This window comes from Leisingera aquaemixtae (genome assembly GCF_019801145.1).
Classification (GTDB): Bacteria; Pseudomonadota; Alphaproteobacteria; order Rhodobacterales; family Rhodobacteraceae; genus Leisingera; species Leisingera aquaemixtae_A.
The window spans coordinates 224,573-248,300 of record NZ_JAHVJQ010000003.1; the positions used below are offsets into that span (position 1 = coordinate 224,573).

General features: G+C 65.8%; 22 protein-coding genes. 10 read left to right on the forward strand and 12 right to left on the reverse strand.

All coding sequences use genetic code 11. From position 1 onward, the window contains the following. Positions 1-51: 51 nt before the first annotated feature. The 5 genes from KUW17_RS08445 to KUW17_RS08465 all read left to right on the forward strand — a co-directional run bounded on the left by KUW17_RS08445 (position 52) and on the right by KUW17_RS08465 (position 5,236). Positions 52-945, forward strand: coding sequence for an HNH endonuclease (locus KUW17_RS08445; protein WP_222477974.1), 894 nt, complete (start codon positions 52-54; stop codon positions 943-945). 94 nt (positions 946-1,039) lie between these two features. Next, positions 1,040-2,353 (forward strand): alpha/beta hydrolase, encoded by a 1,314-nt coding sequence (locus tag KUW17_RS08450; protein ID WP_261397114.1) that lies wholly within the window; start codon positions 1,040-1,042, stop codon positions 2,351-2,353. 58 nt (positions 2,354-2,411) lie between these two features. Beyond that, a complete protein-coding gene (locus tag KUW17_RS08455) occupies positions 2,412-3,269 on the forward strand; it encodes a DMT family transporter (RefSeq protein ID WP_222477976.1) in 858 nt (285 codons plus the stop codon). Positions 3,270-3,314: 45 nt separating this feature from the next. Beyond that, positions 3,315-4,091, forward strand: a complete 777-nt coding sequence (locus tag KUW17_RS08460; protein WP_222477979.1) for an esterase/lipase family protein — start codon at positions 3,315-3,317, stop codon at positions 4,089-4,091. Beyond that, on the forward strand, positions 4,088-5,236 hold the full coding sequence (locus KUW17_RS08465) for an alpha-D-ribose 1-methylphosphonate 5-triphosphate diphosphatase (protein WP_222477981.1): 1,149 nt from the start codon (positions 4,088-4,090) through the stop codon (positions 5,234-5,236). Before KUW17_RS08460 ends, KUW17_RS08465 begins: the two co-directional genes overlap by 4 nt. Before the next feature lie 189 nt (positions 5,237-5,425). Here the strand turns inward: KUW17_RS08465 and KUW17_RS08470 are convergent, their stop codons facing one another. Together KUW17_RS08470 and purE are read right to left on the reverse strand one after the other, a co-directional pair. Further along, positions 5,426-6,502, reverse strand: coding sequence for a 5-(carboxyamino)imidazole ribonucleotide synthase (locus tag KUW17_RS08470; protein WP_222477983.1), 1,077 nt, complete (start codon positions 6,500-6,502; stop codon positions 5,426-5,428). Beyond that, complete coding sequence (gene purE, locus KUW17_RS08475) at positions 6,495-6,983, reverse strand: 5-(carboxyamino)imidazole ribonucleotide mutase (RefSeq protein WP_222477985.1); 489 nt, start codon at positions 6,981-6,983, stop codon at positions 6,495-6,497. Before purE ends, KUW17_RS08470 begins: the two co-directional genes overlap by 8 nt. A gap of 210 nt (positions 6,984-7,193) precedes the next feature. On the opposite strand from purE, the gene KUW17_RS08480 reads away from it, so the two are divergent. Then, on the forward strand, positions 7,194-7,508 hold the full coding sequence (locus KUW17_RS08480) for a DUF1272 domain-containing protein (protein ID WP_222477988.1): 315 nt from the start codon (positions 7,194-7,196) through the stop codon (positions 7,506-7,508). Between the two features lie 44 nt (positions 7,509-7,552). Here KUW17_RS08480 and KUW17_RS08485 read toward each other — a convergent pair whose 3' ends face one another. Then, positions 7,553-8,836, reverse strand: a complete 1,284-nt coding sequence (locus KUW17_RS08485; protein WP_222477990.1) for a uracil-xanthine permease family protein — start codon at positions 8,834-8,836, stop codon at positions 7,553-7,555. Between the two features lie 238 nt (positions 8,837-9,074). Between KUW17_RS08485 and KUW17_RS08490 the strand changes: the two genes are divergently transcribed. Further along, complete coding sequence (locus KUW17_RS08490) at positions 9,075-11,114, forward strand: NADH:flavin oxidoreductase (RefSeq protein WP_222477992.1); 2,040 nt, start codon at positions 9,075-9,077, stop codon at positions 11,112-11,114. Positions 11,115-11,303: 189 nt separating this feature from the next. On the opposite strand, the gene KUW17_RS08495 is transcribed toward KUW17_RS08490, so the two are convergent. After that, on the reverse strand, positions 11,304-11,528 hold the full coding sequence (locus KUW17_RS08495; protein ID WP_174148795.1) for a YdcH family protein: 225 nt from the start codon (positions 11,526-11,528) through the stop codon (positions 11,304-11,306). Between the two features lie 181 nt (positions 11,529-11,709). Here KUW17_RS08495 and KUW17_RS08500 point away from each other — a divergent pair, with 181 nt between their 5' ends. From KUW17_RS08500 to KUW17_RS08510, 3 genes are all read left to right on the forward strand, one after another. Further along, entirely contained in the window at positions 11,710-12,123 is a 414-nt protein-coding gene (locus tag KUW17_RS08500) for an Hsp20 family protein (RefSeq protein WP_019298576.1), read from the forward strand. Positions 12,124-12,128: 5 nt separating this feature from the next. Continuing rightward, entirely contained in the window at positions 12,129-12,353 is a 225-nt protein-coding gene (locus tag KUW17_RS08505) for a DUF1150 family protein (protein WP_222477994.1), read from the forward strand. A 132-nt stretch (positions 12,354-12,485) separates the two neighbouring features. Further along, a complete protein-coding gene (locus KUW17_RS08510) occupies positions 12,486-13,370 on the forward strand; it encodes a PhzF family phenazine biosynthesis protein (RefSeq protein ID WP_222477996.1) in 885 nt (294 codons plus the stop codon). Between the two features lie 136 nt (positions 13,371-13,506). Here KUW17_RS08510 and KUW17_RS08515 read toward each other — a convergent pair whose 3' ends face one another. The 8 genes from KUW17_RS08515 to trxB form a co-directional block, all read right to left on the reverse strand. After that, complete coding sequence (locus KUW17_RS08515) at positions 13,507-15,489, reverse strand: acyltransferase family protein (RefSeq protein ID WP_222477998.1); 1,983 nt, start codon at positions 15,487-15,489, stop codon at positions 13,507-13,509. A gap of 320 nt (positions 15,490-15,809) precedes the next feature. Further along, positions 15,810-16,001, reverse strand: coding sequence for a hypothetical protein (locus KUW17_RS08520; RefSeq protein ID WP_222478721.1), 192 nt, complete (start codon positions 15,999-16,001; stop codon positions 15,810-15,812). A gap of 241 nt (positions 16,002-16,242) precedes the next feature. Then, the gene (locus KUW17_RS08525; RefSeq protein WP_222478000.1) at positions 16,243-16,959 is read right to left on the reverse strand and encodes a hypothetical protein; all 717 of its coding nucleotides are present in this window, start codon (positions 16,957-16,959) and stop codon (positions 16,243-16,245) included. Positions 16,960-17,311: 352 nt separating this feature from the next. Continuing rightward, a complete protein-coding gene (locus KUW17_RS08530; protein WP_222478002.1) occupies positions 17,312-17,977 on the reverse strand; it encodes a hypothetical protein in 666 nt (221 codons plus the stop codon). Between the two features lie 252 nt (positions 17,978-18,229). Beyond that, a complete protein-coding gene (locus tag KUW17_RS08535) occupies positions 18,230-19,939 on the reverse strand; it encodes a bifunctional sulfate adenylyltransferase/adenylylsulfate kinase (protein ID WP_409996773.1) in 1,710 nt (569 codons plus the stop codon). A 599-nt stretch (positions 19,940-20,538) separates the two neighbouring features. Further along, positions 20,539-22,218: an adenylate/guanylate cyclase domain-containing protein gene (locus tag KUW17_RS08540; RefSeq protein ID WP_222478006.1), complete on the reverse strand. Its 1,680-nt coding sequence runs from the start codon at positions 22,216-22,218 to the stop codon at positions 20,539-20,541. 80 nt (positions 22,219-22,298) lie between these two features. Continuing rightward, entirely contained in the window at positions 22,299-22,637 is a 339-nt protein-coding gene (locus KUW17_RS08545) for a ribonuclease E inhibitor RraB (RefSeq protein ID WP_222478008.1), read from the reverse strand. Between the two features lie 5 nt (positions 22,638-22,642). Further along, a complete protein-coding gene (gene trxB / locus KUW17_RS08550; protein WP_222478010.1) occupies positions 22,643-23,584 on the reverse strand; it encodes a thioredoxin-disulfide reductase in 942 nt (313 codons plus the stop codon). Between the last annotated feature and the right edge of the window lie 144 nt (positions 23,585-23,728).

The following is a 23,728-nucleotide window of genomic DNA, read 5'->3' on the forward strand; positions in this document are numbered from 1 at the left end:
TGGACGGGCAGCCCCTTTTCGTTTTGAGTTTAGTGACTTACAACCTAAAGCATGGCCAAAGCGGTTTTCATTCAATCCTCCCATTCCAGCTACGACGATCAGCCTGGGAGCGCTTATCACTTTCCTAAAAAGCAGTATCTGAGCCGGGTTGAGCAAACCGTCGGCGACTGGGTCATCTTTTATGAGGGAAAGAGGGGCGGAGGCCGAGGCTACTACGGAGTTCAGCGCGTTCTGCAGGTTCTGGACGATCCGAAGAACCCGGAGATGGCATATGCAGTCCTGGATCAGGGCAGCGAACTGTCTTTCGAGAACTTTGTCCCCCGTTGGGTGGAAGGGCAGGGGCCTTACGAAACAGGGCTGCCTAGATCGCGGGGAAACAATACGAGTTCAGTCCGGCTCATTTCTGATGAGGATTTCGCCCGCATCATTAACGCGGGGCTTGCTGCCAGGGACGAGCCTAATACCATTCCGAGAACAGGGGAGCAGCATTATGAAAGCGGGTTTGCCGAAGCGCAGGCGGACTTTTCGCCGCCGGATCAGCCGCGGGAAATGCTTCTATCTCAGCGTGCCTTTAGAGACAGGAGCTTTGCGCGGCAGGTGAAACATGCCTATGGAGGGCGTTGCTCTATGTCCGGGCTCGAACTGAGGAACGGAGGAGGGCGGCCCGAAGTGGAGGCAGCGCATATTATTCCAGTTTCGGAAAGAGGTCCTGACACGGTGCGAAACGGTCTTGCTCTTTCGGGAACCGTTCACTGGATGTTCGACAGGGGGCTTTTGTCCATCAGCGATGACTATGAAATCCTGGTGGCAAAGAAGGCTGTTGATGAAAGCACGCTCAGCAGGCTGCTTCTGCCAGAGCGGCGTTTGCTGGAGCCGGAAAACCCAGTTTTTAAGCCACACAAATCATACCTGCGATGGCATCGGGAAAACCGGTTTAAGGGATAAGATCCTGTCTGATAGCAAATGCAGATTTCAGTGGCCGGGCGTGAGGGAGCGGGCTAGCTTTTTGAGAGACGCGCAACAGGAAAGGGTCCGGCAAATGGCGATACCGGCAGGGCCGATGCTGGCCCGTCTCCTGCTTGCCTTGCTGATCGCCGGATGTGCGGTTTCACCGGTGGACCGGCTGGCCAAGCCGCCGAACCTTTATGCAACTGGGCTTAACTATCAGGCGGAGAAGGTGCCCGAGGCGCAGCGCACGGTGGCGCCGCGGCTGCTCTATGTCACCAACCGGTCGCAGCGGCTGAACGGCGACGGGTCCGTGACCTATCTGGCGGAACGGTCGGATTCCATGGCCTTTGGCGCGGCGCAGGTGCAGTTCACAAGGGTGCAGGACTGGCCGGAACTGGTGGCGCTGACCCATGCCGATGGAAAGGGGCGGCTGCCGCGGCTCAAAGTGGCGGGATACCGCGACGGCATCCGCTTTTCCAAGACGCCATTGCCGGCCGAGCGGCGGGACGGCCGGGTCGTGACCGAGGCGCGGGCAGAGCGGGAATATGCCGCCTATTCGGCTGCGTTCCGGAAAGCGGTGGCGGCAGAAGTCAGGCGGGCTGGAACCGGCCGCATCCTCCTGTTTGTGCACGGGTTCAACAACGACTTTGACGATGCGCTGACCACATTGGCCAATATCTGGCACTATGCCGGGCGCCGCTCGGTGCCGATGATGTTTTCCTGGCCCGCGGGCAATTCCGGCCTGTTCAAGTATTTCCGGGACCGGGAGGCCGGGGATTTTTCGGTGTTTCACCTGAAGGAAACACTGGACCTGCTGGCCTCGGTTCCGGAGGTGGAGGACATTGACATCGTTGCCCACTCCCGCGGCAGCGATCTGGCCACCACGGCGTTGCGCGAGCTGGTGATCCGCGAGCGGGGGCGGGGCCTGCAGCCGAAGCTTACGCTGAAGACCGGCACCCTGATCCTGGCTGCGCCCGACATTGACGTCGGTTTCGTGCGGCAACGGCTGATGAGCGAGCGGGTATTTGCAGCCTTCGAACAGGTCAACGTCTACATCAACCCTGAAGACCAGGCGCTGGCCCTGGCCTCGGTTCTGACCCGGGAGTCGCGGTTCGGGCGGCTGGATGCCACCGATTTCGCCCCGGGCGAACTGGCGTCGCTGAAGAAGGTGGGGCTTGTGCATTTCATCCGGGTCGAAGGCGCGGGCGGGTCGGGCCACTCCTATTTCCGCGATAATCCCGGTGCGATGTCGGACATCGCGCTGGCGCTGAGGACGCGGGCTTTTCCCGGCGGCACCTTGCGCCCGCTGGAACTCGACCACGACAATATCTGGACCCTGCACCCGGACTACCCGCTGGATCGTCTGCCAGACCTGGACCTGGACTTTGTGCAGGAGCGGCGCTGAGGGGGCAGACGCCGAAAAACCGCTGGTGTGCCGTATGCAGCCGCGGTAGCCGTTGGAAATGCGCCTGTTTCTTCTCGTCTCCCTCACCATGGCGGCCTTTGCCGCGAACTCCATCCTCAGCCGGCTGGCCATCGGGGACGGGCATATGGATGCGGGCAGCTTTGGCCTTTTGCGGCTGGCCTCCGGCGCGGCGATGCTGGTGATCCTGTGCCGGGTGCAGGGGCTGGCGGTGCGGCAGGGCCTGGCGGCGAGCCTGAAGGGCGGGGCGGCGCTGACGCTTTATATCGCCGGGTTTTCGCTGGCTTATCAGCAGCTTGACGCGGGCCTTGGCGCGCTGGTGCTGTTCGGGGTGGTGCAGGTGTCGATGTTCCTGTGGGGCGCGGTGCGGGGCACGCCGGTCAGCGCGGGCCAGGTGGCGGGCGCGGTGCTGGCGTTTCTGGGGTTGGCCTATGTGGTCTGGCCCGACGGCTCCGGCGCGGTGCCCTTGGGCGCGTCTCTGCTGATGGCGGCGGCTGGCCTGGGCTGGGGGATCTACAGCATCCTGGGCCGCGGCGCGGCGCAGCCGCTGGCGGCGACGGCGGTGAATTTCCTGTGGTCCACGGCGATGTTCCTGCCGGTGGCCCTGTGGCTGGGCGGCAGCACGGTCAGCCTCTACGGCGCGGTGCTGGCGGTGCTGTCCGGCGCGGTGACCTCCGGCATGGGCTATGCGCTGTGGTACCGGCTGCTGCCGCAGATCCTGCCCGCGGTGGCCGCCACCGTGCAGCTGAGCGTGCCGGTGATTGCGATCCTTGCCGGCGCGGCCTTGCTGGGCGAAAGCATCGGGCTGCGGCTGGTCTTCGGCAGCGCCGCGGTGCTGGGCGGCATCGCGCTGGTGGTGCGGCTGGCGCCCGGGCGCAAGGTGCAGGCGGCCAAGTAACCGCAGGGGCTTCCCTGTGCCGCCGCTTGCGCTTATCTGGGCGTCATGCGTGATGTTCTGAAACCCCTCCTTGCCGCCGCTGCGGCGCTGCTGCCGCTGCCTGCGGCGGCCGATTGCGTGATCCTGCTGCACGGCTTGGCGCGCTCCGAGACCTCATTCGCGGTGATGGAAGAGGTCTTGCAGTCGCGCGGGCTGGCCGTGGTGCGGCCCGGCTATGCCTCGACCGAGGAGACCATCCAGGTTCTGGCAGAACAGACCTTGCCCGCGGCCTTTGCCGCCTGCGGCGAGGAGGCAACCCACGTGGTCACCCACTCTATGGGCGGCATCCTGCTGCGGTACTGGCTGCAGGACAACAGCCCTGCAAACCTGGGCCGGGTGGTGATGATGGGGCCGCCCAACCAGGGCAGCGAGCTGGTGGATGAGCTGGGCGACTGGGAGGTGTTCGGCCTGCTGAACGGGCCTGCCGGGCTGCAGCTGGGCACCGGGGCGGAGAGCCTGCCCAAGCGCCTGCCGCCGGTCGGTTTCGAGCTGGGGGTGATTGCGGGCAACGAGACGCTGAACCCGCTGTTTTCGTCGCTGATCCCGGGGCCGGATGACGGCAAGGTCTCGGTCGCCAGCACCAGGGTCGAGGGCATGGCGGCGCATCTGACGCTGCCGGTCACTCACACCTACATGATGAACAACCCGCGGGTGATGGCGCAGGCGCTGCATTTCCTGGAGGAAGGCCGGTTCGAGCCGCCGCAGACATGGCTGGCAGCGGTGGAAGAGATCATTGGCGAGGCCTGCCAGCTGAATGGCGGCTGTGAAGAGGCGGAAGAATGACGTTGGAACTGACCCTGCAGGGCGGCGATGTGCTGCGCCCCGGCGGGCTGGAGAAGGGCGGCAAGATCGCCATCGCGGACGGGCTGGTGGCGGATGCGCCTGTGGGCCGCGCGGTGGACCTGTCGGGCTACTTGGTGCTGCCGGGGATCGTGGATGCGCATGGCGACGGCTTTGAACGCCACCTGGCGCCGCGCCGGGGTGCGATGAAGCAGATGGCGGAGGGCGTCGTGGCAGCGGAGGCTGAGCTGGCTGCCAATGGCATCACCACCGCGGTGCTGGCGCAGTTCTATTCCTGGGAAGGCGGCCTTCGGGGCCCTGAGTTTGCGGCGCAGGTGTTCGAGGCGGTCAAGACGGTGCGCGGCTCTGTCGTCACTGATCTGCTGCCGCAGCTGCGGTTCGAGATCCACATGCTGGAGGATTACGCCGGGCTGGCTGCGAAGGTCGCCGAGTGGCAGGTGCCCTATGTGGTGTTCAACGACCACCTGCCGCATGACCGGCTGGCTGAGGGCAAGAAGCCGCCGCGGCTGACCGGCCAGGCGCTGAAGGCGGGGCGCAACCCGGAAGTGCACTGGCAGATGCTGAAGGACATGCACGCGCGCCGGGATGAGGTGCCGGGCAGGCTGGATGCGCTGTGCCGCGAACTGGCCGCGCTGGATGTGCGGCTGGGCAGCCATGACGACCAGACCGCAGAGGACCGCGCCGTCTGGCGCGAGCGCGGCGCCCGGATTGCCGAATTCCCCGAGACGCTGGAGGCGGCGGAGGCCGCGCGCAGCGCAGGCGATCCGGTGATCCTCGGCTCGCCCAACGTGGTGCGGGGCGGCTCGCACAAGGGCAATGCCTCCGCCGTTGAGCTGATCGCCATGGGGCTCTGCGATGCGCTGGCCTCCGATTACCACTACCCCAGCCCGCGCCGCGCCGCGCTGATGCTGGAACGCTCCGGCCTGCTGGATCTGGAAGGGGCCTGGCGGCTGGTCTCTGAAGGGCCCGCGCAGCTGCTGGGCCTCAACGACCGGGGCACGCTGGAGGCAGGCAAGCGCGCCGATATTCTGGTGCTGGACAAGGCCACCCAGCGGGTGGCGGCAACGCTGTCCGGCGGGCGGGTCAGCTATATGTCGGGAGAGATTGCGGGCCGCTTCCTGGCTTAGCGGAGCGGCGCCGCGCATCAGGCCGGATGGCCCTCTTTGCGGCGCGTGAAACCGGCGGGGCCGCTTTCACAGGCGTTTCTTTTATGGGCCGACTGCTTCATCCGGCTGAAAATATCCCGGGGGTCTGGGGGCAGAGCCCCAAGTTGGGAAGGGGCCGGGGGCTGGGCTCCCGGCTTTCCCGGCCAGGGATTAGCCTTGCGGCTTCTGCACCCGGTTCACATGGCCCATCTTGCGGCCCGGCTTGGCCTCGGCCTTGCCGTAAAGGTGGATGGCGCAGTCCGCCTCTTTCGCCAGCTCCGGGATGCGGTCCACGTCATCGCCGATCAGGTTTTCCATCACCACGTCGGAATGGCGCTGCCCGTCGCCCAGCGGCCATCCCGCAACCGCGCGGATGTGCTGTTCGAACTGGTCGACGGTGCAGCCGTTCTGGGTCCAGTGGCCGGAGTTGTGGACGCGCGGGGCGATCTCGTTGACGATCAGGCCGTCGGCGGTGACGAACAGCTCGACGCCGAGGACGCCGACATACTCCAGCGCGTTCAGGATCTTGCCCGCCATCAGCACCGCATCCATGCGCTGGCCGGTGCTGAGGCGCGCAGGGATAGTGGTGGTGTGCAGGATGCCGTCGCGGTGGACGTTCTCGCCGGGATCGAAACAGGCGATCTCACCGGTCACGCCGCGGGCGGCAATGACCGAGACCTCGTGGGTGAAATTCACGAAGCCTTCGAGGACCGAGGGCGCGCCAGCCATTGCGGCGAGCGCTTCACCGGCGTCTTCAGGGGATTTGATGCGGGCCTGGCCCTTGCCGTCATAGCCGAAGCGGCGGGTCTTCAGGATCGAGGGCGTGCCGATCCCGGACAGCGCCGCGTCGAGGCTGGCCTGGTCGGTGATATCGGCAAAAGGCGCGGTCTTGAGGCCCAGCTCCTGCAGGAAGCTCTTTTCGGTCAGCCGGTCCTGGCTGATCCTGAGCGCCTCGCGGCCCGGGCGGATCGGCTTTTGCGATTCCAGCAGGTCGAGCGCGGAGGTCGGGATGTTCTCGAACTCATAGGTGATCACGTCGACCGAGGCGGCAAAGGCAGCCAGCGCTTCGGCGTCCTCGTAGCCTGCAGTGGTCACGCGGTCGGCGACATGGCCTGCGGGCGGGTTGGCGCCGGGCTCGAAAATATGGGTCTTGAAGCCGAGGCGGGAGGCCGCGACCGAGAGCATCCGGCCAAGCTGGCCGCCGCCGAGGATGCCGATGGTGGAGCCGGGCGCGAGGGTATCAGTCATCGGAAGGCTCCTCGGGGATGGAGGCGGAGAGCGCCTCGCGCCAGTCGTCGAGGCGCTGGGCCAGGGCGGGGTCCTGCAGCGCCAGGATGCCAGCGGCCATCAGGCCCGCGTTGGCGGCACCGGCGGCACCGATCGCCATGGTGGCAACCGGGAAGCCCTTGGGCATCTGCACGATGGAATAGAGCGAGTCGACGCCCGAGAGGGCGCGGGTCTGGACAGGCACGCCGACCACCGGCACGCGGGTTTTCGATGCGACCATGCCGGGCAGGTGGGCAGCACCGCCGGCGCCTGCGATAATCACCTGCAAACCGCGGTCAGCCGCGCTCTTGCCGTAGCTCCACAGCCGGTCCGGGGTGCGGTGGGCAGAGACGATCTTGGCCTCGTAGGCAACGCCCAGTTCGTCCAGAATATTCGCGGCTTCCTTCATGGTGGGCCAGTCGGATTGGCTGCCCATGATGATGCCCACTTTGATGTCGGCCATGGCTGGTGGCTCCTGTCGCGGCTTGTGGAGCGCGCACTATAGGGAAACTTGGGTTTTGCGCAATCCGGCTTGGGATGGAAAACAGCGGGATTTGCCCTGTTTCAAGGGCTTTGGCGCTTTGCCGCAGGACAGGGGCTTGCCTCCCTGCGGTACGGAAATAGACTGTTAACTCAATCATAGGTAGATGGTGGGGCAGGAGAGGAAGATTCGATGCTGGAACTGCGCCCGAACTGCGAGCTGTGCGACAAGGATCTGCCGCCCGATGCGCTTGATGCCTGTATCTGTTCGTATGAATGCACCTATTGCGCCGATTGCGTGGAAACCGTGCTGCACAATATCTGCCCCACTTGCGGCGGCGGATTTGCGCCGCGCCCGGTGCGGCCGCGGCGGTCCTGGCGGGAGGGGCTGAACCTGGGGCTGGCCTACCACCCGGCTTCGCAAAAGCGGCGGTACTGCCAGTTCACCGGCGGCGAGATCGAGGCGCATGTGGCGCGCATCCGCCACCTGAAGCCGGAAGAGCGGTAGAGAGGGGGCTGCGCCGCCGCCGGGCAGCGCAGGCAAGGGGCGGATCAGTCCCGCTGTTGCGGCAGGACCAGGTTCAGCAAGAGGCCGGCGACGCCGGACAGGCCGATGCCTGCGAGGGTGAAGCCTTCGCCGAATTGCAGCGTCAGCCCGCCGAGGCCGATGATCAGCACGGTGGAGATGATCACCATGTTGCGTGCCTCCGACAGCGCCTCGCCAAGCTTCGCCAGCACCGACAGGCCGACCACGGTGACCATGCCGAACAGAAGGATCATGATGCCGCCCATCACCGGCATCGGGATGGTGGAGAGTGCGCCGGAGAGCTTGCCCGCGAAAGAAAGCGCGATGGCGAAGATGGCGGCCCAGGTCATGATCGCCGGGTTGAAGGCGCGGGTCAGGGTGACGGCGCCGGTCACTTCGGAATAGGTGGTGTTGGGCGGGCCGCCCAGAAGGCCCGCGGCGGCGGTGGCAAGACCGTCGCCCAGCATGGTGTTCTGGATGCCGGGCCTTTCCATGTAATCGCGCTTGGTCACGCTGGAGATCGCCATGATGTCGCCGAAGTGCTCGATTGCGGGGGCGATGGCAACCGGCAGGATGAACAGGATGGCGGCGAGGTTGAACTCGGGCGCGACAAAGCCCGGCACCTTGAACCAGGGCGCATCCGCCAGCGGCGCGGTGTTGACCAGCGCCTCGCCAGAGACGGCACCCAGCACCAGCGCGGCAATGTAACCTGCGGCGACGCCTGCGAGGATCGGCACCACCCGCATGATGCCGCGGCCCATGATCGCCGTCAGCATGGTGGCGCCGAGCGAGATGGCGGCGAGCAGCAGTGCGGTGTTGCGGGGCATCACCTGGGTGTCGCCCGCCAGGCCGGTGGCCATGTTGACCGCCACCGGCGCCAGCGACAGGCCGATCACCATGATGACCGGGCCGACCACCACCGGCGGCAGCAGCCGGTGCAGGAAGCCGGCGCCAAAGGCGCGGATGGCAAAGGAGAGCGCGACGTAAAGCAGGCCCGCCGCCGCAAGGCCGCCGGTGGTGGCGGCCATGCCCCAGGTCTGCACGCCGTAGATGATCGGCGCGATGAAGGCAAAGGAGGAGGCCAGGAACACCGGCACCTGGCCGCGGGTCACGATCTGGAAGATCAGCGTGCCAAGCCCAGCGGTGAACAGCGCGACGCTGGGATCAAGCCCTGTGAGCAGCGGCACCAGCACCAGCGCGCCGAAGGCGACAAACAGCATCTGGGCGCCGACAAGGGCTTGTTTCGGGGTGAATTTATAGTCGGCGCTTGGGGCGGCGGGCGCCGGAGTGTGGTCGCTGGTGGCGGTCATTCTTCTCGCTCGTATCTCAGGTCTGCATTGCGGCCCGGACCGGGCAACTGCCGGGGGTGCGGGCAAAATTGCAGTGCTCCTAAACGGAAAAACCCGCTTTGACCATCCGGTCAGGAAGGGTTTTCGGGGCTTGCGGACAGGGTGTCGCAACAGGGCCGGGCGGATGCCGGTTTTCTGCAAGCCGCGGGGGCGACGGGCGGCTGTTCTGTTGGGGAAATGTTGCCCGGAAACCTTCTTCATGACCCAGCAGATCGACCCGCTTCTCCAGCCCTTGCAGCTGCGCCACCTGACCCTGCGCAACCGGATCATGAGCACGGCGCACGCGCCCTCGTTCCAGGAGGGCGGCCATCCGCGCGACCGCTACCGGCTCTATCACGAGGAGAAGGCGAAGGGCGGCATTGCGCTGACGATGATCGGCGGCTCGACCAATATCGCGCCGGACAGCCCGTCCGTCTTCGGGCAGCTTTATGCGGGCGATGACAGCATCATCCCGTGGTTCCAGCGGCTGACGGACGGGGTGCGCAAGCATGGCGCGGCGGTGATGTGCCAGATCACCCATATGGGGCGGCGCACCGCCTGGGACGACGGCCACTGGCTGCCGGTGCTGGGACCGTCGGGGCGGCGGGAGCGGGCGCACAGGGCGTTTCCGAAGGTGATGGAGATGGAGGATATCTCGCGTGTCATCAAGGACTTCGCGGCTGCGGCGGAACGCTGCCGGCAGGGCGGGTTCGACGGCATCGAGATCTTGTCGCATTCGCATCTTCTGGGGCAGTTCCTGTCGCCGCTGGTGAACACACGGGAGGATGATTACGGCGGCTCGCTCGACAACCGGCTGCGGCTGACGCTGCAGGTCTTGGAGGCGGTGCGCGCGGCGGTGGGGCCGGACCTGATCCTCGGCATGCGGGTCACGGGGGATGAGCTGGTGGAGGGCGGCCTCGGCGCGGCGGAATGTATTGAGGCAGCGCAGAAGATTGCCGCCACCGGCGCAGTGGATTTCCTGAATGTGCTGGCGGGTGCGCCTTACGACGATCTGGGACTGGCCGGCTGGGTGGCGCCGATGGGGATGCCCGCGGCGCCGGATCTGAATGTGGCGGGCGCGATCCGCGCGGCGGTGAATCTGCCGGTGTTCCATGCCGGGGGCGTGGCCGATACTGCCACCGCCCGCCATGCCATCCGCGAGGGGCAGGCCGACATGATCGGCATGACCCGTGCCCACATGGCCGACCCCTATCTGGTCGCCAAGCTGCGGCAGGGCGAGGAGGAGCGCATCCGGCCCTGCGTGGCGCTGGGCTATTGCGTCGACCGGGTCAACCAGGGCAAGCCCGCGGTCTGCGGCCACAACGCGGCGACAGGCCGGGAGGCGGTGATGCCGCATGTGGTCGCACCCGCGCCCAAGCGGCGCAAGGTGGTGGTGGCCGGCGGCGGCCCGGCCGGCCTGGAGGCCGCGCGGGTTGCGGCGGAGCGCGGCCATCAGGTGGTGCTGTTTGAGGCCGGCAGCAGGCTTGGCGGCCAGATTGCGCTGGCAGCCAAGGGCATGACCCGGCGCCAGATCTGGGGCGTGGCTGACTGGCTGATCTGTGAGGTGGAGCGTCTGGGTGTGGATCTGCGCCTCAATTCTTACGCCGAGGCGGAGGACGTGCTGGCAGAGGCCCCGGATGCGGTGATCGTGGCCACCGGCGGCTGGCCGGAAGGTTTGGACATTCCCGGCGGGCATCTGATCACCTCCAGCTGGGAGGTGCTGTCCGGCGAAGCGCGGGTCGCGGGAGAGGTTCTGCTGCTGGACGAGGTGGGCGACCACGCAGCACTGGTCTGCGCGGATGTGATGGCGCGGATGGGCTGCGCGGTCACGCTGGCGACGCCGGACCGGATGGCGGCGCATGACCTGGGGCCGACGAACTCCGCCGTTGGCTTACGCGATCTGGCGCGGCAGGGGGTGGCGTTCGAGAGCCTGCTGGAGCCGGTGTCCGTTGCTGCCGAGGGCAGCCGCAAGCGCATCCGGTTGCGCCATGTTCTGACCGGAGATGTGCAGGAGCGGCTCGCGGACCATGTGGTCTCGGAGCACGGGATCACGCCGGCGGAAGATCTGTACCACGCTCTGAAGCCCAGGTCGCACAATCTGGGGCAGCTGGACCATCATGAGATGATTGCAGGCCGCAGACCCTATGCGCAGGTGAACCCCGCAGGGGAATTCTGGCTGGCCCGCGCAGGCGACGCGGTGGCGGGGCGCAATATCCACGCCGCCATCTATGACGCGCTGCGGCTGTGCAAGGATCTGTAACCTGCGGGCTGAGCGGGGCATGGCAGCGCGCCACCGGGCGCGCTGCCATGCCCAACGCCTCGGCCGCGCAGCCGACTGCGCGGAGAAGGAGGCGGGAGGCCCCGCAGATATATCTGAAACCGCTGCATTCTGCAGCTGAAACCCGCGCGGCTTGGGCGCGGGGCGGGGTGCCTGAAACCCGGTGCGGGGTCAGGCGATGATGTCCGGGGTCAGCCGGTCTTCGATCAGGGCGATCTTGTCCTTCAGGATCAGCTTCTGCTTTTTCAGCCGCCGGATCGTCAGCTGATCGGCGGTGCCGCGCTCTTCCAGCGCGGAGATGGCTTCGTCCAGATCGCGGTGCTGCCTGCGGAAAACCTCTAGCTCGACCTTCAGGACCTCATCGGTCTTCATCGACACATCTGTGGGTGCATTCATGGGAGACTCAATCGGGCTTATGAATGAAGTGAGGCTGAAGATACTTCGTTAAGGGCTTTTCCGCTAGACCTGTGGACACATGCTCTTGTGAATCCAGCAGGAACTTCCCATATTCTTCGGGAAGCGGCTGCCGGAAGCGGGGCCGCGGATTACCGTCGCTTTGGCATAAAGGACGAACAGCGTGTCGAAACTAACCTTGGGCTCCTACCCGCATATGCTGGGGTTCGAGCAGCTGGAACGCCTCCTGGAACGCTCGGCAAAGTCGGGCAACGAGGGCTATCCCCCCTATAATATCGAACAGACATCCGATCATTCCTACCGCATCACCCTGGCCGTGGCCGGTTTCGCCGAAGAGGATCTGGCGATCACCGTCGAGGACCGCCAGCTGGTGATCCGCGGCCGCCAGCGCGACGACAGCGAGGGGCGGGTGTTCCTGCACCGCGGCATCGCGGCCCGCCAGTTCCAGCGCATGTTCGTGCTGGCCGACGGCGTCGAAGTGGGCGAGGCGGTGATGGAGAACGGGCTCTTGCATGTGGATCTGACCCGTGCGCGTCCCGAAACCGTGGTCCAGACGATCAGTATCAGAAAGGGGTAAGAGCAATGCATACACCGTTTGACTTCAAGGATGCCGGCAGCCGGACCGTCTATGTGAAGGCGGTTGCGGTGGCGGATCTTCCCAAGGAGGTGCAGGACAGCGCCGGCGATCGCGAGCAGCTTTACGCGGTGCACGACGCCGAGGGCAGCCAGCTGGCGCTGGTGGCCGACCGCCGCCTGGCCTTTGTGCTGGCGCGGCAGAACGACATGACGCCGGTGCCGGTGCACTAGGGCACCGGTTCTTAGGTCCAGTCCGCTGCCAGTTGCAGGTCCAGCGGATTGACTTCGGCCATATGTCCAACAAGATGGATAAGGCGGGCGCGGGCCCGCCTTTTTTGATGCCTTCAAAGCCTGGAGATGCAAATGGCGCGCTATGATTTCGACTGGGTGGATGCGTTCTCGGACCGCGCGTTTGGCGGCAACGGCTGTGCGGTGGTGCATAGCGGGGCGCATCTGCCGGAGGCGGTCTGCACCGCTTACGTGCGGGAGACCTCGCTGGTGGAATGCACTTTCACCGGCCCGTCAAAGGTGGCGGATGTCAAGGTGCGCTATTTCCTGGCCAGCCGCGAGATCCCCTTTGCCGGCCATCCGACCATTGCCACGGTGGCGGCGATGCGGGACCGGGAGCTGATTGCGGGCGATAGCATCACCCTGGAAACCGGCGCCGGGATCGTGCCGGTGAAGCTGGACGGCGATCTGATCGAGATGACGCAGGTTGCGCCGGAATTCGGCCCCTTCGCCGATCCGGAACTGGTGGCGGCGGCGGTGTCGCTGCCGGTGGCGGCGATCGTGGGGCACCCGCAGAAGGTTTCCACCGGGCTGCCGTTCTGCATCACCGTGCTGAAGGACCGCGCGGCGCTGGAGGCGGCGGAGCTGAACCTGGAGGCGCTGGCCGCCTTGGGCGCATCGCTGGGCGCCGATGGCATCGACATGATGGAGCCGTTCCTGGTGACGCTGGAGGGGGCAACCGCGGCAGGCGACACCTTCTCGCGCCTGCTGATGGCGCCGCCGAGCCCGCCGGAGGATCCCTTCACCGGCTCCGCCACCGGCGCGATGGCGTCTTACCTGTGGAAGCACGGGCTGATGGAGAAGGCGGAGTTCACCGCCGAGCAGGGCCATGGCCTCGGCCGCCCCGGCCAGGCGCGGGTGGCGCGGGTCGGCCCGGCGGATGCCATCGAAGGCGTGCGGGTTGCCGGCGAGGGCTTTGTGCTGATGCGCGGCACGGTGGATCTGCCGGAGGATACCTGAGACCGGGCACCGCCCGCACGCGGTCCCTCCGGGAACTGCCGCAAGCTCCCCTCAGACCTTGTGTCAGGCAGCTGAGCGGGGTGCGGGGACAGAGTGCGCCAGCCAGTACGTACTCGGCGCCTCTTGCCCGCAACTGCTACCTTGCGGGTCTCAGATGCATGTCCAGGACCAGCGGCATCAGCCATTGCGCGCCCGCGACACTGAGGTGGTCGTCGTCCCGGTAGAGCGGGGCTCCGTCCTTTTCGATCAGGCAGTCGGACGGGCACATGATGCCGGAAAGGCTCACCAGCTCCGCGCCGCGGCCGCGGGCGGCCTCCGCCAGGATTGCGTTGGCACGCCGGTTCCGTTCCTCATAGCCAGCCAGGGTGACGGCATCCGGCAGCTGGTCCCCGAACATGCTCTGCCGCACGATTGCCTCCGGCACGCGGAAACCGATTTCGGGAACACCTTGCACGATCACCGCCTTTTTGCCGGACGACTGCAAGTCATCCAGAAGGCGCAGGAGGCTTTTCTTCAGCACCGCGGCGTTTCCGGCGCCCTGTACTGTGCCGTCCGAAGCGGCGAGAATGGCAGGTTTGCCATCCTCGCCGGGCGCCCTGCTGCCCTCTGCCGCAAGCGCCCATCGCGCGGCGATGATGACTGTCTGCGGTCCCTTTTGATCCTTGATGAATGCAAGAACCTTGTCGTTGTGCGCGTCGCAGCGATGCCCGGGCTCCTTGTCCACGCGCAGCACCCCGGGCAGGGGCGGGCACGCCGACTTGGTGAAGGCCGCGCCGGCCAGGCCGTTTGCGCTGAGCCAGCTGTCAATTCCCGGCAGCATGGCCCCGGCGTGCGAGTCCCCCCAGACAATGACGTCGATTTCCTCCTCCCCAGCGGTTGCGCCGAGGCGGCATGGCGGCTGCTCTGCGTCGCGTGCGAAGCAGTCCACCTCCAGCGGGGATCTCTCCTTCGCTTCCAGAATCACGGCCATATCGTCCGAGAAACGCGACTGCAGCCCGTCCAGCTGGGCAACGGACACCGCCGCACCGAACAAAACCGCTGCACCGGCGCCGGAGGCTGCAAAGATGCCGCGGCGCGAAAGCCCTTTTCCGGGCGAGGTTCTGAACGGCCTTTCGATGAACCGCCAGCTTGCCCAGCCCAGCAGAAGGGAGGCCGCAACGCAGGCAAGCGCAACCGGCATCGGCAGGTTCGGCGTGTTGTGGACCAGGCGTGCGGCCACCAGGACCGGCCAGTGCCAGAGGTAGACCGAGTAGGAAATCAGGCCGATCCAGACCATCGGCGGCAGGGACAGCAGGCGCCCCGCAAGCGACTGGCCGCTCATCCCGGCCCAGATCACCGCTGCGGCGCCGAGGCAGGGAAACAGGGCCGTCAGGCCGGGGAAGGGTGTGTCTTCGGTGATCAGAGCGATGCTGGCAGCAATCAGCAGAAGGCCGGCAGCCCCCGCGATCTCCGCAACGGCCCTGCTGCGCACGGCGGGCACGGCGCCGATGGCCAGCAAAGCGCCGATGCCAAGCTCCCAGATGCGCATCGGCGTCAGGAAAAACCCAGCAATCGGGGCGTGCTCCGTGGCGGCGAAAGACAGGCCCGCTGACAGGAGCGACAAGCCTGCGATCACCAGGATCCAGGTGCGACGGGACCGCGATGCCATTGCAAACAGAAGCAGGGGGAAGAAGACGTAAAACTGTTCCTCGACCGAAAGCGACCACGTGTGCAGAAGCGGGTCTAGCTTTACGCCGTCCCCGAAATAATCCTGTGCCCCGAGCCAGAACCAGATGTTCGAGGAGAAAAGCAAAGTTGCCTGCGCGGACCTGGCTAGCGCTTCGTACTGGAAGGGGAAGAGCAGGAACCAGCCGGCAATCAGGCACGCCGCGATGACCGCGAAGAGGGCGGGCAGGATCCGGCGCGCACGGCGCTCGTAGAACGCGACGATGGAAAACCGCTCTTCAACTATTTCACGGGCCAGGATTCTGGTTATTAGAAAGCCGGAGATCACGAAGAACACGTCAACGCCGACGAAGCCGCCCGGAAACCCCGGGATGCCGGCATGGTTCAGGACAACTGGCAGCACCGCCATGGTCCGGAGCCCGTCGATGTCGGGGCGGTATGAAATGCCGTGCAAGGGAAGGCCTCCAGAACGTACGGGCGCAAGCCGGGCGAAACTGTCAACGGCAAGCCTGGATGGCAGGACGCACCATGACCGCCCGGCAGCGCCGTGTTGTTGCCGGATCATTTATGCGAAAACGGGAAACAGCGAAAGAACCCTTTCCACGCCGGGACTGAGAAACAGACGGCCCGGCTGCGGCGGCTGCGCAGTATTTTGCCAGTTCCGTGGCCGGCAGCAGCAGTTGGCGGGCACTGCAGCCGGTCAGCTGCTGAGGGCGCCACGCAGGCTCCTGGTGCCGCGGTCGCCGGCCTTCGGCACGATCCGGCAGGCGGCATTCACGAAGCGGAACAGGCGGCCTCGCCGCTGTGCCGGATCGGCCGCAGCGACACCCCGGCCACCAGCAGATAGACCGGCCCGCGCCCGGCGTACCCGGTGCGCAGGACGGGGATTGCCTGGGCGAAACCGCCGGAGGGAACATCTGCCGGATCTTCGCGGCTGGGCGCGGGCGGAGCGGGGCGTTGCGGCATGCCGGAGCTTTCTGATGTGTGCGGGGCTCGCCGGGGGCAAGTGTCCACCGCATCTACGGCCGGGAACCTTCCCTCCGGCATAGGAGACCTGGCCCCGGCTGCTCCGGCCTCGGGCGGGCTTCAACGCCGGATGCCATCAGGGGTGCGGGGCGGAGGGCGGTGCGGGGGGGCGAAGTCCTGGAACCGGTGCCCGTTTGGTGGCTGGACCGCAGGCAGGGGGACAACCATGGACACTGCCGTTTCAGTTGGCCAACCGCACCCGTTTAACAGACAGGTCGCGTGACCGCATTTCGTATTGGAAGACCTGCTTTGAATACACGCCGTGTTTGATCCGGAAATGGGTCGCCTCGCGGTAGCCCTTGCCTGCCACGAAACTGTAGGTTCCGCTGATTTGCAGGCGGTCATCCAAAAACACGATTACATCAAACCCGCCATTTCCGTCGAAATCAAAAATCACGTCCAGTTTGTACTCCGTGCCGTCCTGCCGCATGCGGTCCGGCGAGCCGCCTTTCAGGAGTGCACGGTTCTTCACGCAGTTTTTCGTCCCGCCGCTCCCGGACTTAAAGGCACTGTCAAATGTGATCTCTCCAGAGCTTTGGACTTGAATTTTCAAGGGGGGCGCGCAGCCATTTCGTCCGTCATGGATTTGCATGATGTCAAACCGCCCCGGAGGGTTTGCGCGCATCGAGACAAAAGTTTGAACGCGGTACGTCCCGCGGGTTGTTGCAGAAAAGCGTCTGGTGTTGATTTCGGCACGCTGGTTGAACGTGCCGCCGACGCAATGATTTGAACTCGTTTTGAATGTCCAGGTATTGCCGGAGCGCGTGATTGCACCCTTGTCGGTACCGCACGAGACAGACCATTTGTTGCGCGGGCCTGCATCGGACGGAGAGGCGCTTGCGGCTGCGAGCGCGGCAGCCAGGAGGAAAAAGCCCAAAATGCCTGGAAGCCTCTGCATGACACCCCTCCGCTTCGAAAGCCCTGCGGCGAGTGACGCCAGGCCAGGACAGTGCAAAAACTTGTGAGGCGGCAACGTTTTCATGGTTTCTTAGTCATGAGTTCTTTCCTGCATATTACAGCATTTCCGGCGCTGGGCTCATAACTGGCTATCGCGTGCTCCACAGCAAAACGGCCCGCCAGATGGCGGGCCGCTCTTGTTTCTTGCTGTGCCGGTCAGGCTCAGGCCTTGATCAGGCCCATGCTTTCCAGTTTCAGCAGAACCTGATGGGCGCAGTTGTCGACGTCGACGTTTTCGGTCTCGACCGACAGTTCCGGAGTTTACGGCTCGCAGCAAGCCCCGGCGAAATGGATCATTGCAACATAGCAATGAAAGACGGCCATTTGAGCAAATTGATCCCGGCAACCCGGACAGCGGCATAGGTCAGCACCCCGCCATACAGAAAATAGACCGGGAAGCGCCAGAGCGCGTATCGGTGAAGCGTGTAGCCGCGGAAAAACAGTCCAATCAGACCCAGCAGCGCGGACAGAAGAAAGAGAAGAAAGGCAATCAGACTGCTGCCAAGGGAAAAAAGCTCAGCTGCTTCTGTTTCGATGAACCGTGCCGCCGCAGACATGAACATAATGAGACACGCGATTGTGCCAAGAATGAAGCCGGAAAGCGAGGTGAACGCACGCGCCCTTTTTGTGGACTGCAGCACGGGTTGCGCAATGCGTCTTTTGATTATTGCGCGCGCCACTGCAACGATCCCGGCCAGGAAAACAACATATGCTGCAAAGCAAAGCCCAATCGACGCTGCGGTCCCTATGCTGTCTTCAATAGGTATGTAGTTCGCATTCGTGTATTTGATGGCTTGAACCCCCAGCAACACGACAGCCCCGCCCAAGGTCAGAAGGCCGTAGTTCGTCTTCTGCACCCGGGCCTGCTCCGTTTGCGGGATGGACAGATCAGCGGGCTGTCGCAGCGGCGGGGCGGCGTTAATGCGCTGCAAACGACTTTGAAAATCTGCTTTGGACATAAGGCGAGTCTCTAAGGTTCGTAATGGAAACGCTGCCGCCGGTTTGCCTCGAAAATATGGCGGAAATTGGCCGGAGACAGAGGCCGTTCGAGAGGTGCGGGCTATCGTCGGCTTTTTAATTGCCAGTGGTGCAGGCGCTGCCCGCCGAGCCAAATAGGGCAGTGGTGTGGCGGCTCGGAATGCCTCCGGTCTGACAAACGCAAAACGGCCCGCCAATTGGCGGGCCGCTGTTGTTTCATGCCGGCGTCAGGCTCAGGCCTTGATCAGGCCCATGCTTTCCAGTTTCAGCAGAACCTGGTGGGCGCAGTTGTCGACGTCGACGTTTTCAGTCTCGACCGACAGTTCCGGGTTGACCGGCACGTCGTAGGGGTCGGAGATGCCGGTGAACTCCTTGATCTTGCCTTCGCGGGCCAGCTTGTAGAGGCCCTTGCGGTCGCGGCGCTCGCATTCCTCGATCGAGGTGGCGACGTGCACTTCGACAAAGGCGCCGAACTGCTCGATGTCCTCGCGCACGGCGCGGCGGGTGGTCGCGTAGGGCGCGATCGGGGCGCAGATGGCGATGCCGCCGTTCTTGGTGATCTCGGAGGCGACATAGCCGATGCGGCGGATGTTGAGGTCGCGGTGCTCTTTCGAGAAGCCCAGCTCGCTCGACAGGTTCTTACGCACGATGTCGCCGTCCAGCAGGGTCACGGGGCGGCCGCCCATTTCCATCAGCTTGACCATCAGAGCGTTTGCAATGGTGGATTTGCCGGAGCCGGAGAAGCCGGTGAAGAACACGGTGAAGCCCTGCTTGGAGCGCGGCGGCTTGGTCTTGCGCAGCTCGGCAACCACCTCGGGGAAGGAGAACCACTCGGGGATCTCCAGGCCTTCGGCCAGGCGGCGGCGCAGTTCGGTGCCGGAGATGTTCAGGATGGTGACGTTGTCGCGGTCTGCGATCTCGTCGTTCGGCTCGTACTGGGCGCGCTCCTGCACATAGACCATGTGTTTGAAGTCGACCATTTCGATGCCCATTTCACCCTGGAACTCGCGGAACAGGTCCTGCGCGTCATAGGGGCCATAGAAATCTTCGCCGGCGGAGTTCTTGCCGGGGCCTGCGTGGTCGCGGCCGACGATGAAATGGGTGCAGCCGTGGTTCTTGCGGATCAGGCCGTGCCAGACCGCCTCGCGCGGGCCGGCCATGCGCATCGCCAGGTTCAGCAGCGACATGGAGGTGGTGGCGGCCGGGTATTTGTCCAGGACGGCTTCGTAGCAGCGCACGCGGGTGAAGTGGTCGACGTCGCCCGGCTTGGTCATGCCGACCACCGGATGGATCAGCAGGTTGGCCTGGGCTTCGCGGGCGGCGCGGAAGGTCAGCTCCTGGTGGGCGCGGTGCAGCGGGTTGCGGGTCTGGAAGGCGACAACCTTGTTCCAACCCAGCTTGCGGAAGTAGGCGCGCAGCTCGTTCGGGGTGTCGCGGCGGCCGCGGAAGTCATAGTGGACGGGCTGCTGGATACCGGTGACCGGGCCGCCCAGGTAGACCTTGCCCGCGGTGTTGTGCAGGTAGTTCACCGCCGGGTGGGCGTCGTCGTCGGCGCCGAACACCTTCTCCGCCTCGCGCGCCTTGTTCGGCAGCCAGTTGTCGGTGACGGTCATGGTGGCGAGGATCACGCCTTCCTGGTCGCGCAGGGCAATGTCCTGGCCCGCTTCCAGCTTGGACGCGAAGTCTTCGGAGACGTCCAGGGTGATCGGCATCGGCCACAGAGAGCCGTCGGTCAGGCGCATGGTGTCGACGACGCTGTTGTAGTCGGCCTCGGACAGGAAGCCCTTGAGCGGGTTGAAGCCGCCGTTCATCAGCAGTTCCAGGTCGCAGATCTGGCGCGGGGTCAGGTCCCAGCTGACCAGGTCGGCTGCTTCGACCTTCAGTTTCTGGGCGCTTTCGTAGGAGACATAAAGCTCAGGGATGGGAGCCAGGTTGCTTTGCATCGGATGGGTCCTGTGTTTGAGAGGGGGGAGGCCGCTAGCGGAGCCGGTGAGTTCCGCATGCAGCGCGTTGTATTCTGCGAGCTTGCGGGCGAGGAATTGATCGGTGAGCCGCACTTTTTCCGCAGCGCCGCGGGTGGTCAGCGTATAGGCGAACCGCTGCCGCTTGTCGGGGCCGGGGCGGGCGCTGACGGTGATCAGGCCGCCCTCTGCCGCCAGCCGCAGCTGGGTGTTGAGCCGCCCCAGCGAAATCCCCAGCGCCGCAGCCGTCACCCGCTGCGAGGCGTCCGGCGCCGCGTCGAGCTGGCGCAGGAGGCGGAAGAGCAGGTCTTCCTCGTCCGGGGTGGAAAGGGTCGCGGTTTCAGGCACGGTTTCAGGCAGCAGTCAGCAGGTCAAAGTGTGTTCACGCGTGAACGCATTGCATGGTTCGGCCCGGATGCAAAGGGTGAATTGCCGAGAATTGGCGATTTTTTGCTGCGTTGCAGGGCTGCCACGGATGCGGCGGCGGGGGCGGTTGTCCGCCATTTGCCGGCTGCGCCGGATGGCTGGCGCGGGGCGGGGGCGTTGCGGGAAACATTCGTTTTGCGCGGCGGGCCGGGCGCCTAATTCTGTTCTCCGGCCAGGGTCCGCGGCAGCGCCGCCGCATGGGCCACCGGCAGGGCGGCCAGCGGCCGCGAAACGCCGCGCAGCTGGAAGGTTTGCAGCGGCAGGCGGGCTGAGTCGTAGCCGGCCGCGTCCAGCACCCGGGCGGAAATCAGCAGTTCGACGCCCAGTTCCTTGGTCTTGGCTTCCAGCCGGCTGGCGGCGTTGACGCTGCCGCCGATGATGGTGCGCGGCGCGTGGCCTGCGCTGCCGATCTCGCCCAGCACCAGCTCGCCCAGATGCACGCCGATGCCGATGCGGATTTCCGGCTCGCCGTCCGCGGCCAGCTGCGCGTTGAACTCCTGCAGCGCGCTGCCGATGGCGGCGGCGGCCTCCAGCGCGGCCTCGGCCGAACGGGCCGGGGCGGGGGCCTCGAACAGGGCCAGCAGCCCGTCGCCCAGGTATTTGTCGACGGTGCCGCCGCAGCTGGTGATGGCGGGCACGATGGCGTCGAAGAAGCGGTTCAGCAGGAACACCACGTCATAGGGCAGCTGGCCGGCGGCGCGGGCGGTGAAGCCGCGGATGTCGAGGAACAGAATGGCCAGCTGCTGTTCTGTGCCCTGGCTGGCATGGGCGCGGCCCTTGCGGCCGTCGGGGCGGAACATGCGGGTGACGGTGAGCGGCGCCTGCGGGCGGATCTGGCAGGCGAGCCGCATGTTGGCGGGCGCCTGGACCCGGGCCAGGCTGCGGGCCTCGGGCGGGGCGGGCGGCGGCAGGGTCTCGCCGCCCTGATCCACCACCACCCGGCAAGTGGTGCAGCGCCCCTTGCCGCCGCAAAGCGAGGTGTGCTGGACGCCGCCCGCGTGCGACATCTCCAGCAGCGTCATGCCGCGCTCGGCGCGGATCTCGGGGCCGAAGGCGTAGCGGATGGCGACCGCCCGGCGGCGGCGCACAAGCTTGCGGAGGATAAAGGCGGCAGCGGTGAGGCTGAGCAGCAGGAGAAAGATGGCGAGCCACAGGCGCTCAGCCTCGAACAGTTCGGCAAAGGCCTGCTGGCTGGGCCAGTTGAAATCCTCCATCAGGGCGGCGCGTTCGGTGCCCTCGACGAACAGGCCGTGGATGCGGCGGCCCTCGGTCAGGAAGCCGGCGAGGGCGAAGCCGGGGATGAACACCGCAAGCCCCGCCATCCAGGGGATCAGCGGGCGCCACCAGCGGGTGAGCCGCAGCCAGTAGTGCAGCCCCATGCAGCCGTGGATCCAGACCGCCAGCAGCAAGAGGCTTTGCTGCCAGGCCTCGGGCGAGGCCCACATCAGCACGATCTGATAGGGGTACTCGTCATTGACGCCGTAGATTTCGTGCGAGTAGCGGGTGAAGACCACATGCGCCAGCAGCTGCAGCGGGATCAGCAGGCCGAGCACGGTCTGCAGCGCCTCGCCCCAGCGCATTTTGAGCGTCCGCCGCTTGGCCAGATTCCAGAGCGCCAGGCCCGGATGCAGGATTAGCGCGGCATAGAGGATCAGGCTGCCCGGCAGGCTGCGGGTGATGACCTGCCGCGCGTCCTGGAAGTCATCCATCCATTCCGGCGACAGCAGCCCCAGGCCGATGTTGATGAAGTGAAAGAAGGCATAGGCCAGCAGCACCAGCCCGGTGGTGATCCGGGTGCGGGTGATCCAGTTGCCCTGCCAGAGCGCGCTTGCCACCCCGGTCCTCCTGTTCGCGGTTTCCGGGATGCAGACTGCGGGGCGGCGGGGCCGGGGTCAATGGCGGGTTTCGGGCGGGTTCAGCCCTCCAGCTCCCAGCCGTCGGGGGCAAAACCGCGGGAGAGGGCGGCGCGGGTGGCGACTTCCTCGCCGATCCAGATGCCGGTGGCAGAGATGATCTGGTCCGGCAGGGTGGCGGCCAGATAGGGGCTGCCGCCTTCGGCCTCATCAGCGCTGACCCAGCTGCAGCTGTAGCCCTCGCGGCTCAGCTCCTCGGCCAGCGGGCGCCAGTCGGCGCCAGTGCGGGCGGGGACGAAGAAATAATCCACGTCCGCCACCTCCGGCAGGCCGTGTTCGGCCTGCAGATCGTTGAATGCCGCAACGGTTCCGGCCCGCTGCGCGTCGAAATCGTGCGGCATCCCGGTTACTCCTGCTCGGCCAGGAAGCGTTCGGCGTCCAGCGCCGCCATGCAGCCCATGCCGGCCGAGGTGACCGCCTGGCGGTACTTGTGGTCGGTCAGGTCGCCGGCGGCGTAGATGCCGGGGATCGAGGTCTCGGTGGAGCCGGGCTTCACCTTGACATAGCCGCCGTTGTGCAGCTCCAGCACGTCCTTGACCAGCTCGTTGGCGGGGGCGTGGCCGATGGCGACAAAGACGCCCTTGCAGGGGATTTCCTTGACTTCGCCGGTCTGCACGTTCTTGACCACGACGCCCTCGACCCCCAGCGGGTTGTCGGTGCCGACGACCTCTTCGAGGGTGTGGAACCACAGGGTTTCGATCTTTTCGTTCTTGAACAGGCGGTCCTGCAGGATCTTCTCGGCGCGCAGCTCGTCGCGGCGGTGGATCAGCGTCACCTTGGAGGCGAAGTTGGTGAGGAACAGCGCCTCCTCCACGGCGGTGTTGCCGCCGCCGATCACCACGATCTCCTGGCCGCGGTAGAAGAAGCCGTCGCAGGTGGCGCAAGCCGAGACGCCGAAGCCCTTGAACTTCTCTTCCGATTCCAGGCCCAGCCACTTGGCGCGGGCGCCGGTCGCCAGGATCACCGCGTCAGCGGTGTAGGTGGTGCCGCTGTCGGCCTTGGCCACAAACGGGCGGGCGGAGGTGTCGAGCGAGGTGATGTAGTCGCCGATCACTTCGCAGCCCATCGCCTGGGCGTGCTCCTGCATCTTGATCATCAGGTCGGGGCCCTGCACCTCGGTGAAGCCGGGGTAGTTCTCGACCTCGGTGGTGGTGGTCAGCTGGCCGCCGGGCTCGATCCCCTGGACCAGGACCGGTTCCAGCATGGCCCGGGCGGCATAGACCCCCGCGGTATAGCCGGCAGGCCCGGAGCCGATGATCAGAACCTTGGTGTGGCGCGTCTCGCTCATGTGTGTTCCCCACGTAATGCAGCCTGGCGGGCTTGCCGCCGTCAGGCAATGCATATAGCGGCAGGACCCGCAGGCTTAAACCCCCGGCTGTCATCCCTGGCGCGGTATGCCGCGGGATGCGGTTTTGCGGCGGCAGGGCGGATT

What these genes read in the sequence shown, in the direction of transcription:
- KUW17_RS08490 (WP_222477992.1), top strand. Translation starts at nt 9,075, where the DNA reads ATGACCCAGCAGATCGACCCGCTTCTCCAGCCCTTGCAGCTGCGCCAC.
- KUW17_RS08450 (WP_261397114.1), top strand. Translation starts at nt 1,040, where the DNA reads ATGGCGATACCGGCAGGGCCGATGCTGGCCCGTCTCCTGCTTGCCTTG.
- KUW17_RS08465 (WP_222477981.1), top strand. Translation starts at nt 4,088, where the DNA reads ATGACGTTGGAACTGACCCTGCAGGGCGGCGATGTGCTGCGCCCCGGC.
- KUW17_RS08535 (WP_409996773.1), bottom strand. Translation starts at nt 19,939, where the DNA reads ATGCAAAGCAACCTGGCTCCCATCCCTGAGCTTTATGTCTCCTACGAA.
- KUW17_RS08530 (WP_222478002.1), bottom strand. Translation starts at nt 17,977, where the DNA reads ATGTCCAAAGCAGATTTTCAAAGTCGTTTGCAGCGCATTAACGCCGCC.
- KUW17_RS08485 (WP_222477990.1), bottom strand. Translation starts at nt 8,836, where the DNA reads ATGACCGCCACCAGCGACCACACTCCGGCGCCCGCCGCCCCAAGCGCC.
- KUW17_RS08460 (WP_222477979.1), top strand. Translation starts at nt 3,315, where the DNA reads ATGCGTGATGTTCTGAAACCCCTCCTTGCCGCCGCTGCGGCGCTGCTG.
- KUW17_RS08520 (WP_222478721.1), bottom strand. Translation starts at nt 16,001, where the DNA reads ATGCCGCAACGCCCCGCTCCGCCCGCGCCCAGCCGCGAAGATCCGGCA.
- KUW17_RS08470 (WP_222477983.1), bottom strand. Translation starts at nt 6,502, where the DNA reads ATGACTGATACCCTCGCGCCCGGCTCCACCATCGGCATCCTCGGCGGC.
- KUW17_RS08505 (WP_222477994.1), top strand. Translation starts at nt 12,129, where the DNA reads ATGCATACACCGTTTGACTTCAAGGATGCCGGCAGCCGGACCGTCTAT.
- KUW17_RS08480 (WP_222477988.1), top strand. Translation starts at nt 7,194, where the DNA reads ATGCTGGAACTGCGCCCGAACTGCGAGCTGTGCGACAAGGATCTGCCG.
- trxB (WP_222478010.1), bottom strand. Translation starts at nt 23,584, where the DNA reads ATGAGCGAGACGCGCCACACCAAGGTTCTGATCATCGGCTCCGGGCCT.
- purE (WP_222477985.1), bottom strand. Translation starts at nt 6,983, where the DNA reads ATGGCCGACATCAAAGTGGGCATCATCATGGGCAGCCAATCCGACTGG.
- KUW17_RS08445 (WP_222477974.1), top strand. Translation starts at nt 52, where the DNA reads ATGGCCAAAGCGGTTTTCATTCAATCCTCCCATTCCAGCTACGACGAT.
- KUW17_RS08545 (WP_222478008.1), bottom strand. Translation starts at nt 22,637, where the DNA reads ATGCCGCACGATTTCGACGCGCAGCGGGCCGGAACCGTTGCGGCATTC.
- KUW17_RS08525 (WP_222478000.1), bottom strand. Translation starts at nt 16,959, where the DNA reads ATGCAGAGGCTTCCAGGCATTTTGGGCTTTTTCCTCCTGGCTGCCGCG.
- KUW17_RS08510 (WP_222477996.1), top strand. Translation starts at nt 12,486, where the DNA reads ATGGCGCGCTATGATTTCGACTGGGTGGATGCGTTCTCGGACCGCGCG.
- KUW17_RS08455 (WP_222477976.1), top strand. Translation starts at nt 2,412, where the DNA reads ATGCGCCTGTTTCTTCTCGTCTCCCTCACCATGGCGGCCTTTGCCGCG.
- KUW17_RS08495 (WP_174148795.1), bottom strand. Translation starts at nt 11,528, where the DNA reads ATGAATGCACCCACAGATGTGTCGATGAAGACCGATGAGGTCCTGAAG.